The organism is Shewanella surugensis, from assembly GCF_023284005.1.
Classification (GTDB): domain Bacteria; phylum Pseudomonadota; class Gammaproteobacteria; order Enterobacterales; family Shewanellaceae; genus Shewanella; species Shewanella surugensis.
This window is the reverse complement of the sequence record NZ_JAKIKS010000131.1, coordinates 1-15370: the sequence shown is the minus strand read 5'-3', so window position 1 is coordinate 15370 and position 15370 is coordinate 1. Positions and strand designations below refer to the sequence as shown.

The 15370-nt window shown below is 44.1% G+C and carries 12 protein-coding genes, 1 pseudogene and 1 other annotated feature; of the genes and pseudogenes, 11 read left to right on the top strand and 2 right to left on the bottom strand.

The window, feature by feature from the left end; translation table 11 throughout:
- Together L2764_RS22405 and L2764_RS22400 are read left to right on the top strand one after the other, a co-directional pair.
- Positions 1-710, top strand: a pseudogene (locus L2764_RS22405) (IS3 family transposase); the annotation flags it as partial.
- A gap of 268 nt (positions 711-978) precedes the next feature.
- Positions 979-2436, top strand: a complete 1458-nt coding sequence (locus L2764_RS22400; protein ID WP_248942554.1) for a hypothetical protein — start codon at positions 979-981, stop codon at positions 2434-2436.
- A 344-nt stretch (positions 2437-2780) separates the two neighbouring features.
- Here the strand turns inward: L2764_RS22400 and L2764_RS22395 are convergent, their stop codons facing one another.
- Positions 2781-3206: a hypothetical protein gene (locus L2764_RS22395; RefSeq protein ID WP_248942553.1), complete on the bottom strand. Its 426-nt coding sequence runs from the start codon at positions 3204-3206 to the stop codon at positions 2781-2783.
- Between the two features lie 588 nt (positions 3207-3794).
- Positions 3795-3904, top strand: a sequence feature (Trp leader region).
- A gap of 124 nt (positions 3905-4028) precedes the next feature.
- Between L2764_RS22395 and L2764_RS22390 the strand changes: the two genes are divergently transcribed.
- The 6 genes from L2764_RS22390 (at position 4029) to trpA (ending at position 10828) form a co-directional block, all read left to right on the top strand.
- Positions 4029-5609, top strand: a complete 1581-nt coding sequence (locus L2764_RS22390) for an anthranilate synthase component 1 (protein WP_248942552.1) — start codon at positions 4029-4031, stop codon at positions 5607-5609.
- A complete protein-coding gene (locus tag L2764_RS22385) occupies positions 5606-6277 on the top strand; it encodes an aminodeoxychorismate/anthranilate synthase component II (protein ID WP_248942551.1) in 672 nt (223 codons plus the stop codon). Before L2764_RS22390 ends, L2764_RS22385 begins: the two co-directional genes overlap by 4 nt.
- Positions 6274-7320, top strand: a complete 1047-nt coding sequence (gene trpD / locus L2764_RS22380; protein WP_248942550.1) for an anthranilate phosphoribosyltransferase — start codon at positions 6274-6276, stop codon at positions 7318-7320. The genes L2764_RS22385 and trpD overlap by 4 nt, the downstream gene beginning before the upstream one ends.
- A 2-nt stretch (positions 7321-7322) precedes the next feature.
- Positions 7323-8717, top strand: coding sequence for a bifunctional indole-3-glycerol-phosphate synthase TrpC/phosphoribosylanthranilate isomerase TrpF (gene trpCF, locus L2764_RS22375; RefSeq protein ID WP_248942549.1), 1395 nt, complete (start codon positions 7323-7325; stop codon positions 8715-8717).
- Between the two features lie 109 nt (positions 8718-8826).
- Positions 8827-10026, top strand: coding sequence for a tryptophan synthase subunit beta (gene trpB, locus L2764_RS22370; RefSeq protein WP_248942548.1), 1200 nt, complete (start codon positions 8827-8829; stop codon positions 10024-10026).
- On the top strand, positions 10019-10828 hold the full coding sequence (trpA, locus tag L2764_RS22365; RefSeq protein WP_248942547.1) for a tryptophan synthase subunit alpha: 810 nt from the start codon (positions 10019-10021) through the stop codon (positions 10826-10828). The genes trpB and trpA overlap by 8 nt, the downstream gene beginning before the upstream one ends.
- 232 nt (positions 10829-11060) lie before the next feature.
- Here trpA and aroQ read toward each other — a convergent pair whose 3' ends face one another.
- Complete coding sequence (aroQ, locus tag L2764_RS22360; protein ID WP_248942546.1) at positions 11061-11606, bottom strand: gamma subclass chorismate mutase AroQ; 546 nt, start codon at positions 11604-11606, stop codon at positions 11061-11063.
- Positions 11607-11875: 269 nt separating this feature from the next.
- On the opposite strand from aroQ, the gene L2764_RS22355 reads away from it, so the two are divergent.
- The 3 genes from L2764_RS22355 to L2764_RS28045 all read left to right on the top strand — a co-directional run bounded on the left by L2764_RS22355 (position 11876) and on the right by L2764_RS28045 (position 15274).
- On the top strand, positions 11876-13102 hold the full coding sequence (locus L2764_RS22355; RefSeq protein WP_248942545.1) for a phosphatidylinositol-specific phospholipase C domain-containing protein: 1227 nt from the start codon (positions 11876-11878) through the stop codon (positions 13100-13102).
- Between the two features lie 127 nt (positions 13103-13229).
- A complete protein-coding gene (locus L2764_RS22350; protein WP_248942544.1) occupies positions 13230-14063 on the top strand; it encodes a SulP family inorganic anion transporter in 834 nt (277 codons plus the stop codon).
- The gene (locus L2764_RS28045; protein ID WP_248942543.1) at positions 14060-15274 is read left to right on the top strand and encodes a bifunctional SulP family inorganic anion transporter/carbonic anhydrase; all 1215 of its coding nucleotides are present in this window, start codon (positions 14060-14062) and stop codon (positions 15272-15274) included. The genes L2764_RS22350 and L2764_RS28045 overlap by 4 nt, the downstream gene beginning before the upstream one ends.
- The last annotated feature ends 96 nt before the right edge of the window (positions 15275-15370 follow it).

Here is a 15370-nt window from a genome sequence, read left to right as displayed (position 1 = left end):
AAAACAAATTTTTGATGACAGTAAAGAGCGTTATGGTGCCATTCGTATTCAACGAGAGCTGATAGAAGAGCAAGTTCCAGCTGCAATCAGGACTATATCTGATAGCATGCGTAGACAAAACTTGGTGGCCAAAGGCAGCCAAAAAATTCAAGGTGACGACTGACAGTGATCATCAGTCACCTATTGCTGATAATGTGTTAGCGCGAAACTTTGATGCTAGCGCGCCTAATCAAAAGTGGGTGCAGGATATCACGTACCTGTGGACCAGCGAAGGCTGGCTATATTTAGCGGTAGTGATAGATTTGTATTCACGAGCGGTAGTGGGTTGATCTATGGATACACACATGAAAGCGCAATGGGTAACGGATGCATTGACAATGGCATTGTTTCGCATAGGCTTGCCTAAAGGTGTAATGATTCATAGTGATAGGGGGAGCCAGTATTGTTCTCATGCTTATCGAGACTTAGCCGCAGAACATCATTTACGCTTGAGCATGAGCCGAAAAGGAAACTGTTGGGACAACGCTGTTGCTGAGATTTTCTTCCATTCACTCAAAGTTGAAGCTATCCAATATGAGCCCATAATGACTTGTGACGAGATGCGTCATGCTGTCTTCGAATACATTGAAGTTAATCACAATCGTACAAGAAGGCATAGTGCAATTGGGTATCAAAGCCCACTAAATTATGAACAGCAAAAAGTCGCTTAATTGAGTGTCCAGTTTTAGTGCGGGGTATCACATTCAGCACGAGTAAGAACACTAAACACTGCACTAAAGGTTACTCAGTGCACAATAATCAGTTAAGAGGATAGATTGATTGTTACTTCCTCAGTAAGATGACATGTGATCTGAGGTTTATCCCCTTCATATGAAGCAGATAATAGGTCCGAGTGTTTTGTGCTTGAAAACAAAAAATAATACCTCTTGGTTTCAAGTAATAAAATAGCCGACATCATTAAAAAGGAAGATTAATGTCATGTTATATTATAAAAAATCTTTGTTATTTATAGCCTTATTATCCTCATTTACCAGCTCTGCTAACCCCTTAATGGACAGCCGTTCAAATAAAACTGACTTAAGCCTCTCAACAACTTCTTTTCCTGTCAACGTTAATCCCTCCAGCAATTTAACCTCAGTCCCGCAGGCATTACTGCCTGCAGAACAAATATCCGCCTCAATCTTTAAAACAAAAAACCTTCAATCAGACAATACAATCAGCCCGTTAGCTTACACTCCTTTATGCACGACATTAAATACTGGGGTACTTTATACCTTAAATAGCACTCAAACAGGCGGAACTTATTGTTATCATTTCACGATTGCTGAACGGGCTAAAACCACAGCCATTCTAGTCAATCAAGACACACTAACTGACTTTACCCTATCGGTTTACCAAGATATCGATGGCACCATTTATAATCTTGGCACCTCGAGTAATGCAGCAAATACCGATGAAGTCATCAAAGTGATCACAGAACCTGGGGAGTATTATTGGTACATGCAAGCCCTCAGTGCCACTAATGCCACGATTAACTTTGGCGCGGAAGTGACCACTAATATCGATCAATATGAAGTCAATGACACTTATGCCACCCGCACTTACTTGGCCGATATGCGAAATTTTGTCCGAGGCAATCATGAAAGCGCGAATGATCTTGATTATTATGTTTATCAAGCAAGCAGCAATACCAATATTGATCTCATGCTTAATGATGTTGAAAACCCTAACCAGTGGATTTTTGAATCCTTAGACACCAACGGTGTTTGGCAGCCCTTACTCACAGGGGCTGGCACCGCTAATAACCAAAATGTGACTACAGGACAAATCGTCGATGTGCGGGTGCGACCCAACCTTGCCATCACACAAGATCCCAATAAGCACTATCGCTTAAGTTTAGGCACATCTGCACCACAATATTATCAATATAATATGGGGACTTTTAGTGGCAGCGTGGCATTGCAACAAAGAGTGGATCAATCTTTTACAGTCACGCCAGGTAGTGATTATGAAGATTTAATCAGTGCCGTGGTGATCCCCAACATCAGTGGCAGTATCAGTGGTATGAATTGCGACTTAGACTTATACAATCAATATAATCAAAAATTCGCTTCTTATAAATGCTCAGCCAGTAAACAATATAACCTGCCGACCAATGCCATCATCAAACCCGGTAAGGTGACGGCTAAAATGTCGATTTATCATGCCAGTTTTTCCGATCCCAGCACTCGCAGCTTTAGTATCCCAGTAACCTTAAGTTTTGGCTCGCCGCTGGATTTAGACAGTGATTCACTACCTTACTGGTTTGAAGCGAAAAACGGGCTCAGTGATGAAAACCCTGATGATGCGCTATTAGATAGCGACAACGATGGCTTTAGCAACTTAGCCGAGTTTAATGCTAATACTTCACCTGTTGATGCCAATAGTCATCCATAAAGAGTGATCTTTATTGGGCCATAAGTTATTTTATAGCTCCGTTTAAATTTAGATATTAGATAAGCTGAAAGTCATTACTTTTAGCTTATCTTTTTCAGGCTAAATGCCATTTTACTATTGACACTCATACTTATGATCGCTGCCTACATCTTCAATCAAAGCCTGCACATAACCTAACGACAATAACCCATCAATTTGCCAACCTTCAGACACAAGACTGCTGCCATGATCGACCGAGGAATACAGTAATTACAATTGCATGGTATCGGCCATGCTGTACACACCACTACTGGCAAAGTTCACCACTAACTCACCCGATGCGAGTCCCACTGTAACGGGTCCAATCACATCGGTGGGCTGTAAATCAGCTCGATGAATATCAACAGAGAATTGATACCAAGGAGATTGTTCAAGCGATTGCCTGCCATATTACTTGGAGCGATTAACAAAAGTTGTAAGATGGTCACCATTTGACCATCCTCTGCTGTGACAGCTGCGTTCAGAAATAATGGCAACACCGGCGTCGTTGACGTGGCCGTTAATGCAAGTAAGTCTTTTGTTTTCGACCATGAAACACTGTCCCCCGCTGCTTGAGACACAAACAAGTCACTGGGCGAGAGAATCGAACTCACCATATCAGTACTTTGCGGCGACTCGACAGGATTAGCTACCGCCATCACCCGCCCGGATACAGACAAGGTTAATACCAGCGTAAAAATCACACTCGAGACAATGGCACGGGTTACAACAGATTCTGGATTAAACATCATTCACCCCAATTAATACGTCATACATGATGAGCGAATTTAATTGGGCTCCTTTTACAACTCGCGGGTGTCACACTTCACTTCCAGCATTGGCATGCATAAAAATGAAACACCTCTTCCTCAGTTAATGTTCGCCAATATACGGCTATCACCAACAAATCAATTAAACGACTCAATTAATGAACAACTCGAACTCGAAGTTAAGTGACCCCATGGCCACTGCTCACAGACATTAAGCATAACGATTAACTTATATTAACGCGAGGTTAATGTGTAACAAGAAAATTACACCCAATTAATTGAAAAAACAACAAATAACAGATTAACACCATTAATAGTAAATGATAAAACACGTCAAAGTGTAAATGAAAAGCTAACAATTCGTTTTAATCTTAAGCTGAAAACGATATCAGCCACTAAAAATCAAAAGAAGCCCCAAAATAAGCAAGATTCAATTGACAGAGTAAGGTGTCAAATGTTCTTATAGAGGCTCTTGGCGCTGACTTTTTTTGATTAGCGCAATGAATGACACTTTTTAATCACTCTTTATTGATAACGAGCCCTATGACACAGTTTAACGTTTCTCTACACATTTCTTGGTGGTGGCACTTCCCAACTTAGCGGGTAGTGTGAAACTCTGTGCTCATAAAGTGAGACAAGATTCAAACAAAAAAGCCCGCGCACATTGCGGGCTTTTTTGCATTTTTAGCCAAGGTCAATGTGTCAAGCCAATACGCCAAATACCGATACACAAGTGGCAAGTAAATAGTAATGAATTGAAATGCAAACACTGACTCTTATTTTTGATTTAGCAGGATGATATTGATGACACTCCCCCCCTTGGCAAACGTCATGACCCATAGTGATAAGATGACTTATCATGATGATCCACTGATGCTTTATCAGCACCTAACCCATAATGCCCCCCATACTATGTTGTTAGAATCAGCTGAAATTGACAGTAAAGCACACCTTAAAAGTATGCTACTGACCCACAGTGCCTTAATGATCCGCTGCGATCACTACCGTTTGACCTTTACGGCCCTGACCGAAAATGGCGCCACGTTACTCCAGCCTATTGAGGATTTTTTTAAAGTCCAAGGCACAGCGAAAGGCAGCTGTCTTCAAGAGAAGCAGCTCATCATTACCTTGTTAAAAGAAACCCGTCTGCAAGATGAAGATGCTCGCTTAAAATCTGTCTCTCCTCTTGATGGCCTGCGAGCGTTAGTGAGTCATATGCACAGTGAACAAGGACCTGCATTTGAGCGATTATTCTTAGGTGGCGTATTAGCGTACGACCTTATCGACAGTGTTGAGCCACTCCCCAACGTGCCTGAAAGTGACAACACTTGCCCGGATTATTTATTTTATTTGGCTGAAACCTTAATACTGGTGGATCATCAACAGCAAACCGCCGATCTCATCACTCATGTGTTTACCCCTAATAACCAACACGTCGATCCTACCAGCATTGAACAAATGGCAAAACGAAGACAAGCATTACAACAGTTAAGCCTGACTTTGCCTAAAATTGCTGAGCTACAACCCATTCATGATGAGGTTAAAGTCAATGTCACTGACGCAGACTTTAAAGCTCAAGTGAATAACCTTAAATCTCACATCATCGCAGGTGATATTTTTCAAGTTGTGCCCTCTCGCACCTTTAGCCTACCTTGTCCTAATACCTTAGGGGCTTATCGGGCATTAAGGCTCACCAACCCCAGTCCGTATATGTTTTACTTAAAAGGGCCCGATTTCACTTTATTTGGCGCCTCTCCAGAAAGTGCGCTGAAATACGAAGCACACACCAATCAAGTGGAAATTTACCCCATAGCAGGCACACGTAAACGCGGTAAGACACCAACAGGTGACATTGATTTTGATCTCGACAGCCGCATAGAGCTAGAGCTCAGACTCGATAAAAAAGAGTTGTCTGAGCACATCATGCTGGTTGATTTAGCCCGCAATGATATTGCCCGCATCAGTCAAAGCGGCACTCGTAAAGTGCCAGAGTTATTAAAAGTCGATCGCTACTCTCACGTCATGCACCTTGTCAGCCGCGTGACCGGACAATTACGCCAAGATTTAGATGCGCTACATGCCTATCAAGCTTGCATGAACATGGGCACCCTAACCGGCGCCCCAAAAGTCAGCGCCGCTCAGCTTATTCGCAATGTGGAGCAAAGTCGGCGTGGCAGTTATGGTGGCGCCGTTGGCTATTTAAATGCCTTAGGGGATATGGATACTTGTATTGTGATCCGCTCCGCCTTCGTTAAAGAGGGTGTTGCGCATATTCAAGCGGGGGCTGGCGTGGTCTTTGACTCCGATCCTCAAGCCGAAGCCGATGAAACCCGCCAAAAAGCCCAAGCAGTGATCTCTGCCATTAAAATGGGAGCAGGACAATGAAAATTTATTTACTCGATAATTTTGACTCATTTACCTATAACTTGGTGGATCAATTTCGCAGCCTAGGCAATGAGGTGATCATTTATCGTAACGATATCGATCCAAATTTCATCGCCGATAAGCTACTCAATGACAAACAAAGTGTACTGGTATTATCGCCAGGTCCCGGTGCGCCCCATGAAGCAGGCTGTATGATGCAACTGATTGCATTACTTGAAGGTCAGGTCCCTATGCTGGGGATCTGCTTAGGTCATCAAGCCCTAATTGAACATTTCGGCGGTAAAATCGAGCGCGCTAACGAAGTCGTTCACGGTAAAGCCAGCCCCACCCTCCATCAGGGTGAAGCCATGTTTGCAGGCTTGCCTTCGCCGCTTCCAGTTGCCCGCTACCATAGCTTAGTGGCAACGAGAGTACCTGATTGCTTAGATGTAATTGCCACGACCGATAATATGCCGATGGCCATATTACATAAAGCCTATCGCGCCGTTGGATTTCAATTTCACCCAGAATCCATTCTCACCACGCTAGGCAGTCAATTACTCACCCAAACGTTAGATTATCTCAGTGTTTCTGCCAAGAGCCCTGCCGGTGACAATCCAGTCACGAAGAACACCGTTTCTGATGACACAATGACAGTATCGACTCATAATAAAGAGGCCTCTTCATGAATAAAGGCGATGCCCAACAAGCGTTACTCGAACGACTTTATCAAGGCCATTCGTTAAGTCGTGATGAAACCCGTTTACTGTTTACTGACATCATGCAAGGACAAATGAGTGAAACCGCAATGGCGGCTATGCTCATTGCCATCAAAATTCACGGTGAAACCATCGACCAAATCACCGGCGCCGCCGATGCCCTTCGCGCCGTGGCTAAGACTTTTCCTGTGCCCAATGAACACATCAGAGCAAAAGGTATTCTTGATATTGTGGGCACTGGAGGCGATGGGCACGACACCATTAATATCTCAACCATGTCTGCCTTTGTTGCCGCCGCGGCGGGCGCTAATGTCGCAAAACACGGTAATCGCAGTGCAACGAGTCAAACGGGCTCCTCAGATTTACTCAGCCAATTTGGCATTAATTTGACCATGTCGCCTGAAACCGCCTGCCACTGTTTAAACACGTTAAGATTATGCTTCCTATTTGCGCCTCACTATCATGGCGGTTTCAAGCACGCCATGCCCGTCAGAAAAGCACTCAAAACCCGCACCTTATTTAATGTGCTAGGGCCATTAATTAATCCAGCAGCGCCCGATTTTATGCTGCTCGGGGTTTACAGCCCCGCATTAGTGGCGCCCATCGCTCAAGTCCTCAATGCCCTTGGCATTAAACGCGCCATGGTTGTACACGGTAGTGGCTTAGATGAAGTGGCCATTCATGGTGAGACCTTAGTCAATGAACTGGTTGATGGCCATATTCGAGAGTATCATTTAACCCCCACGGATGTGGGACTGCCATTGGCCAATTTAAGCGATATTAAAGGCGGCTGCCCAAGCGAAAATGCGGTTTACACCCAAAACATTTTACAAGGCCAAGGGAAAACAGCCCATACCCATGCGGTCGCCATTAATGCAGGTTGTGCCTTATATGTAGCAGGGCTGGCCGAATCGCCAAAAGCGGGGACAAAACTGGCCTTGGACACCATCAAAAGTGGCCGTCCTTTTGCGTTATTAACCAAACTTGCCACAGCCAGTCAACAGGAAGCGTAACCATGAGTAATGTATTAACCAAAATAGTCGATACCAAAGCCGCTCACATTGCCGCGTTGAAACAACGTTTTCCTGAAGACACACTATCACCACAATTATCCAATAGAAGTTTATATCAAGCCCTAAAAGTACCCAATGCCGGCTTCATTCTGGAATGTAAAAAAGCCAGTCCCTCAAAAGGACTCATTCGTGATGACTTTAACCTTGAAGCCATCAGCGATGTGTATACCCGCTACGCTGCGGGCATTTCAGTGTTGACTGATGAGCAATTTTTCCAAGGCAATATGGACTTTATTCCAATCGTGCGTGCTCGGGTGACTCAACCCGTGTTGTGTAAAGATTTTTTTGTCGATCCTTACCAAATCAAGTTGGCAGCCCATCAAGGCGCCGATGCCATTTTACTCATGCTGTCAGTGCTTGACGATATGCAATACGCCCGTCTTGCCACTGAAGCGGCACGTTATCAATTAGATGTGTTAACCGAAGTCAGTAACGAAGCCGAACTTGAGCGGGCTATCAAGCTTAATGCCCCTATTATTGGCATCAACAATCGTAATCTTCGAGACTTATCCACCGATTTAGCCGTCACTGAAGCCTTAGCGCCCCTGATCCCCGATGATCGCGTGGTGATCAGCGAATCCGGTATTTATACCCACGCACAAGTCAAACGTCTATCACCGTTAGTCAATGGCTTTTTAGTGGGCAGTTCGGTAATGAGCCAAGATGACATTGATTTGGCTTGCCGCATGCTCACTCTTGGGCACAATAAAGTTTGCGGGCTCACTCGAATTGAAGATATCCGCAGCGTCACCAAGGCTGGGGCCGTATATGGAGGGCTGATCTTCGCCAAAAAATCCCCTCGCGCACTGACACTTGAACAAGCAACACGCTTAATGCAGCAATTAACCCCAAGCGATCCTAAGCTTCAATTTGTGGGCGTGTTTGTTAATGAAGCAGCTCAGACCATTGCGACTATTGCAGCGCAACTGCATTTATTTGCCGTGCAATTACACGGCAATGAAACCGAAGACAATATTACTCAAGTAAAAGCCGCACTCGCGTCTCTTAAGCTTGACACTCAAGTCTGGAAAGCGGTCCCGGTGTCGGCCACTAGCGCCACAGAGACACTTAATATCCCAGAAAATGCCGATCGCATTTTATTTGACAGTCAAGCCCAAGGACAATTTGGGGCGACCGGACAAACCTTCGATTGGCAACAAGCCCATCGGCATAAAGAAGAGGCCATGCTTGCCGGCGGACTGACTCCAGACAATGCCCAAAAAGCAGCAACTCAGGGCTTCTATGGATTAGACTTTAACTCCGGCGTAGAGCAAGCGCCTGGTATTAAGGATTATGAAAAAGTGACCAAAGCCTTTAACACCTTGCGCCAATATTAATCATGACGTCTAAACAACACTTAAATACACAATATGAATACAGAGTAGAAACACTGAATATGGAACCCTATTTTTTCATCATCCAGATCAATGCGATAAGGAACAAGGTATGAGCAAGTTAAACCCCTATTTTGGGGAGTACGGCGGTATGTACGTACCACAAATTTTAGTCCCCGCACTTAACCAGCTCGAAACGGCCTTTATCGATGCACAAGCCGATGAAAGCTTTCAGAGTGAGTTTAATGATCTGTTAAAAAATTATGCAGGTCGCCCGACTGCCCTCACATTAACCCGCAATTTAAGCCCCAATCCGCTGGCTAAAATCTATCTTAAGCGCGAAGACTTACTGCACGGTGGTGCGCATAAAACCAATCAAGTACTGGGTCAAGCACTGCTCGCTAAACGCATGGGTAAAAAAGAGATTATTGCTGAAACAGGTGCAGGTCAACATGGGGTCGCCACCGCACTGGCCTGCGCCTTACTCGATTTGAAATGTAAAATATACATGGGCGCCAAAGATATTGAACGCCAATCCCCCAATGTATTTAGAATGAAGTTAATGGGCGCAGAAGTCATCCCTGTGACCTCAGGTTCTGCCACCTTAAAAGATGCCTGTAATGAAGCCATGCGTGAGTGGTCTGCCAGTTACGATAAGGCACACTACTTATTAGGCACTGCAGCGGGTCCACACCCATTCCCGACCATAGTAAGAGAATTTCAACGCATGATCGGCGCTGAAACGAAACAACAAATTCTCGACAGAGAGGGTAAACTCCCCGATGCCGTTATCGCCTGTGTGGGCGGCGGCTCTAATGCCATCGGCATGTTTGCCGACTTTATCGATGAAAAAGAGGTCGCCTTAATCGGCGTAGAGCCTGCGGGTAAAGGTATTGATACCCCCATGCACGGCGCACCGTTAAAACATGGCAAAACCGGGATATTCTTTGGCATGAAGGCACCCTTAATGCAGGACGCTGAAGGCCAAATTGAAGAGTCTTATTCTATTTCAGCCGGACTCGACTTTCCCTCCGTCGGTCCACAACATGCCCATCTTGCTAAAACAGGCCGCGCGACATACGAGTCTGCCACCGATGATGAAGCCCTCGAGGCCTTTCAAACACTCGCTCGCTGTGAAGGGATTATCCCGGCATTAGAATCGGCGCACGCGATCGCTTATGCCCTCAAACTGGCCAAGGCCGCCACCAAAGAGACCCTGCTCGTGGTGAACTTATCGGGCCGTGGCGATAAAGATATCTTCACGGTGTCTGATATATTAGCTGAAAAAGCAAAGGAGAATACCCATGAGTAACCGTTATCACACTGCCTTTGCCGCATTAAAAGTAAAACAACAAGGCGCTTTTGTGCCGTTTGTCACGTTAGGCGATCCCAACCCTCAACTGTCACTAAAAATCATCGATACCTTAGTTGAGAATGGCGCCGATGCTTTAGAGTTAGGCTTTCCTTTCTCGGATCCCTTAGCCGACGGTCCGGTGATCCAAGCCGCGAATTTACGCGCCTTAGCCGCGGGCACCACACCTAGCCAATGCTTTGACATGCTGACGACAATTCGCGCTAAGCATCCCACTATTCCGATAGGATTACTCCTGTATGCCAACCTTGTGTTTGCCAATGGCATCGATGCTTTTTATGCCAAAGCACACGCTGCAGGCGTGGATTCAGTCCTTATTGCCGATGTGCCGGTGGAAGAAGCGGCTCCCTTCATTGAAGCGGCAAAAGCCCATGATGTCGCGCCTATTTTTATCGCGCCGCCTAATGCCGATGATGACACACTGAAAAATGTCAGTGCCAAAGGCGAAGGCTATACTTATTTGCTGTCTCGAGCTGGCGTCACGGGAACAGAGTCTAGAGCAGGCATGCCAATCGGTGACATTTTACAAAAATTGAATCAATTTTATGCGCCACCGCCACTACTGGGGTTTGGCATTGCTGAGCCCTCGCAAGTGCATGCCGCCATCAGCGCAGGGGCTGCGGGGGCAATATCAGGCTCCGCGGTGGTGAAAATCATCAATGCTTATAAAGAGGATGAGAGACAATTGCTGGCCAAACTGGGCGAATTTACCCGTAACATGAAAGCGGGAACACAGCTTTAAGCGCGAACGCTAGCATGTCGGTGGCACTAAAGAAGTCAGGCTTCAAAAAGAAAAAGATAAAAAGAGCACAAGCGATCTCGTTTATGCCCTTTTTATCAATAGCTTTAATCAATAAGCTTAACCCATACTCTTAAATCAATTCCTTATACGCGACTTCAATATACCCACACTAACGGACTCACATTCATCCCCTAATACCGCTATTACACTTCAGAAAAGACTCATCTTCATTCTATGGATCGGTGATCTGCATCAGCGCATTAAACAGCAGGTTTTTATCGGGAACCGTGACATATTTGACCTTGATAGCGTCACTAAAAGCCTTGTATTGAGTGGGCACAAAGCGTCCACCTTGCATAACATAATCCGCGAGTTCTTTATTTAATTGCTCACCCAGCTTAATGAGTGCAGGCCTGACTTGAGTTTGTAAATCTCGCGGAGCATTACCTGAAACAGCACTCGCTAACCACTGCGCGCGGTAACGATATTGTATGGCTTTAGCCACCGCTATTTGCGCCTTGAAAAAAGCATCCACTTTATTGGTGGGTAAGCCTAATTGGCTGGCCGCTCGAGTCGCACTGGCTAACACCTTTTTTTCACGCGCGACATCTTCAATGGCCAAATGATGCTGGGCTTTATATAACGCCACATCTTGCATATAGGTTAATCGTAAGTTAATGGTATTAAAAATACTCGCTACATCACCATTGGCTAATACTGGTAAAGGAAATAATAATATTAAGCACAGTAAGTAAAAGTTTTTACTCAATAAGTTCATTTAAACCTCTTCATATTGGTTGATATCAATTGACACTATTCGATATTTATCCCGGCCACATGTTAGATACAAACAAAAAACAAACATTAATAACATTCAACAAACTTAACACTTACATTTAAAGTTTCGTTAATGTAGCTTTATGCATCATGACTAAATTACTCATATGGACTGAATGATTATATCCACACCTAAATGTTATAGCACCCCGCTAAAGCATTTAGTTTCTCGCCCATCAATAGCAGTTAATACAATAAAGGATCGATTCAATGAAATCTTCATTTTTCACTTTTATGTCAGCCGCAACCTTGGCTTGTTGTCAACTTAGCTTCAATGCAACTGCAGACAGTATTTCTGACTTTAACAATGCTTGGGAAGGTCAAGCACTGGCCTCACAACGCTTGCTTGATATTTACTCCCCCATTATTGATAACAACATATTAGGCACGCATAATAGCTATAATTCAGAAAAGTATCGCAGTTGTAACTTCTCTGTCGGTTGTCGTTATCTCGATCCTCAACAAAAACACACATTACAAGAACAGCTATTAATGGGGGCACGCTTTATTGAACTCGACGTACATTGGACCGCCAAAATGGAGAGCTTATTTTCTTATCCCAAACGCTTACTCCTATGTCATGGTTTTTGCAGCCTCAACGATAAGTACTTTACTGAAGGACTCAATGAAATAAAAAATTGGCTCAATAGTGATGCTAGTGAAGACCAAGTGGTTATTTTATATATTGAAGATCATATGGAAGGACATCACACTGATGCTTTCAACCAAATTAATGATCGCTTCGGAGAATGGATTTATCAAAGCCAAGGTTGCCAGTCTATTGCTGATAGTTTAACCAAAGCCGATGTCATTGCTGCAGGCAAGAAAGTCATTCTTTGGGGCGATGGGGGCTGCAGCAGTCAATCCGATTGGGAAAACATGGCGTTCACTGGCCTAGGGAATGTCGGCCGTATTTGGGAAGACCGCACCACCGCTCGCTCTATTGGTAATATTTTCACTGGTGGCAGTGACGATTATATTACCGATACCGATGTGAAAGATTATTTCCAACAAGGCGCCAACATTGTCAATCTTGATGACATGGTCGTCAGCGATAATCGCCTTGCCGCAGGTATTTGGAGCTGGGATACCAATGAACCCAATAATGTCGGTGATAGCCAGCATTGTGCATTACAATGGGCAAATGGTCGTTGGGATGACCAATTTTGCGGCAATGATTATGCTTATGCTTGCTATGATGAGCAAAATAAACTTTGGCAGGTGACTGATAATACTGGAACATGGGACGGTGGCGAGCAAGCATGTCAAGCATTAGGGACCAATATTCATTTTAATGTGCCGACGAATGGCTTTGATAATGAAAAATTGAAAGCCGTAAAAGAAGCAAAAAGTCATGCTCAAGTTTGGCTCGACTACAGCGACCAAGCCGCTGAAGGCCAATGGCAAGTCAATGGCTTAACGCCAAGCGAGCTTTAACCTAACAAAACCCATGCAGCAATAGCGCCCCGCTTCAATGGAGCACTATTGCTTTTTTATTCCCGTACCGAATAAATCTATTTATCCTACACTTTCAGTAATCTTGCTCTTCAATAGCTTGGATATCATGTTTAATATCATTAAAAATGACTTTTTTGTCTCTATTGTTGTTTGCCTTATTGCTCTTCCATTGAGCCTTGGCATTGCACTCGCCTCTGGTGTCCCTTTATTTTCAGGCATCTTAACCGCCGTCATTGGGGGAGTCGTGGTCGGTATTATCAGTGGTTCCTCCGTCAGTGTCAGTGGTCCAGCTGCTGGTATGATCACCTTAGTCATCACAGCAATAAATCAGTTGGGCAGTTTCCAAGCGTTCTTGTTAGCATTACTGTTTGCAGGCATATTACAGATAATAATGGGCTTATGTAAAGCGGGGGTATTGGCTAGTTTCATGCCTTCAAATGTTATCCAAGGGTTAATTACTGCAATTGGGATGATCATTATTATCAAACAGATCCCTTTAGCCTTTGGCTATGACGGCAGCGCCAATCCTTGGGGAAACATGCTCGATGCCTATCAGGGAATGGTTCTGGATCTCACGCCTTTACTCTACCTTATTAAGCATATCCATTTCGGCGCGATCATTATTTCAGTGGTCACCCTGATTTTATTGATTATTTGGTCAAAAATCCCCGCTAAGTTTGTTAAGTTTGTCCCTGGCGCTTTCATCGCCGTCATCGTCACCACACTCATCAATTGGGGCTTTAGCCGTTTTATTCCTACTCTTTATTTAGACGAACAGTTATTAGTCCGCGTGCCTAAAATTAACAGTATGCAAGACTTAGTCAGCCAGTTACAATTTCCCGATTTTAGCCTGTGGGCCATATATCTATGCCCTAATGATCATGGCCATCGCCTCGTTAGAAACCTTATTAAACCTCGAAGCCGCAGAGCAATTAAGTGAACAAACAAAAAAAAGCGTCACGTAATAGAGAGCTTGTTGCTCAAGGTATTGGCAATAGTCTTTCAGGGTTATTAGGTGGCTTACCCATTACATCGGTGATCGTACGCAGTTCAGCCAATATCACTATGGGCGCAAAATCTAAACTCTCAGCTATTTTTCACGGACTGTTACTGCTGCTTTCTTTATTATTTATCACCAGCTGGTTAAGAGATATCCCCTTAGCGGCACTCGCCATGATTTTGATCTTCACCGGTTATAAACTGTGCCGTTTTGCGGTGTTTAAAGCCATGTATCAAAATGGCGGGCTGTACTTTATCCCTTTTATATTAACACTTTTCGGTATTCTCATTTGGAGTCTATTAACAGGGATTATTATTGGTTTGATCGCGAGTAGTCTAGTTATTCTTTATCGTCATTCTCGCTGCCATATCACCCAAGTAGAAGAGCATTATCCTGATGGCATCATCACTCGTATTCTATTGCCTCAATCGGTCACTTTTTTACATAAAAAAATGCTCACAAAAACGTTAGATGATTTCCCTAAGGGTGCCCATTTACTCATCGATGCTTGTGGTTCAGATTATATTGATCACGATGTCGTGGGCCTTTTAAAAGAATTTAAAGATAAAATGGCTCCAATAAAAAATATTACCGTTAATTTTGAAGGCTTCACCCCACCTTACGCAGATTTAGTAGAAGACAGTATCATTCGGGTTACAGGTATAGACTCCCAACAAAAACTCTCATTTGCACAAATATTATCGATATTAAAGGAAGGCAACCAACGCTTTTTAAAAAATCAGCAGATCCATAGAGATCATCCGCAGCAATTAAAAGCAACTGCCGCTAGTCAGCATCCTTTAGCTATCGTGCTCACTTGTATTGATTCAAGAGTCCCTGTAGAGCTTATCTTTGATTTAAGCATCGGCGATATCTTTGTGTCTCGCATCGCTGGCACTGTGGTCAATGATGATGTGATTGCGGGTATGGAATACGCGAGTCAATTTGCCGGTGCCAAACTCATTGTGGTTATGGGGCATACACAATGCGGCGCAATCGGGGCGGCGGTCGATAATATTAAAGATGAGCATTTGCAAAGTCTTGTCGAAAAAATTGTCCCCGCGATTAATCAAGAAACAGACACCCCAATAGAAGAGCGAAACAGTCGTAATAAAGACTATGTTAATGCAGTAATGCTTAGATTGCCATAATAACCGACACACTTTGGTATAGAAAAGAGGGTTAGCTGCCTATAAGCTTCAATCTCTCACAAAATCGGCCAAGGCTCTCAAATGAAAAACCAATAT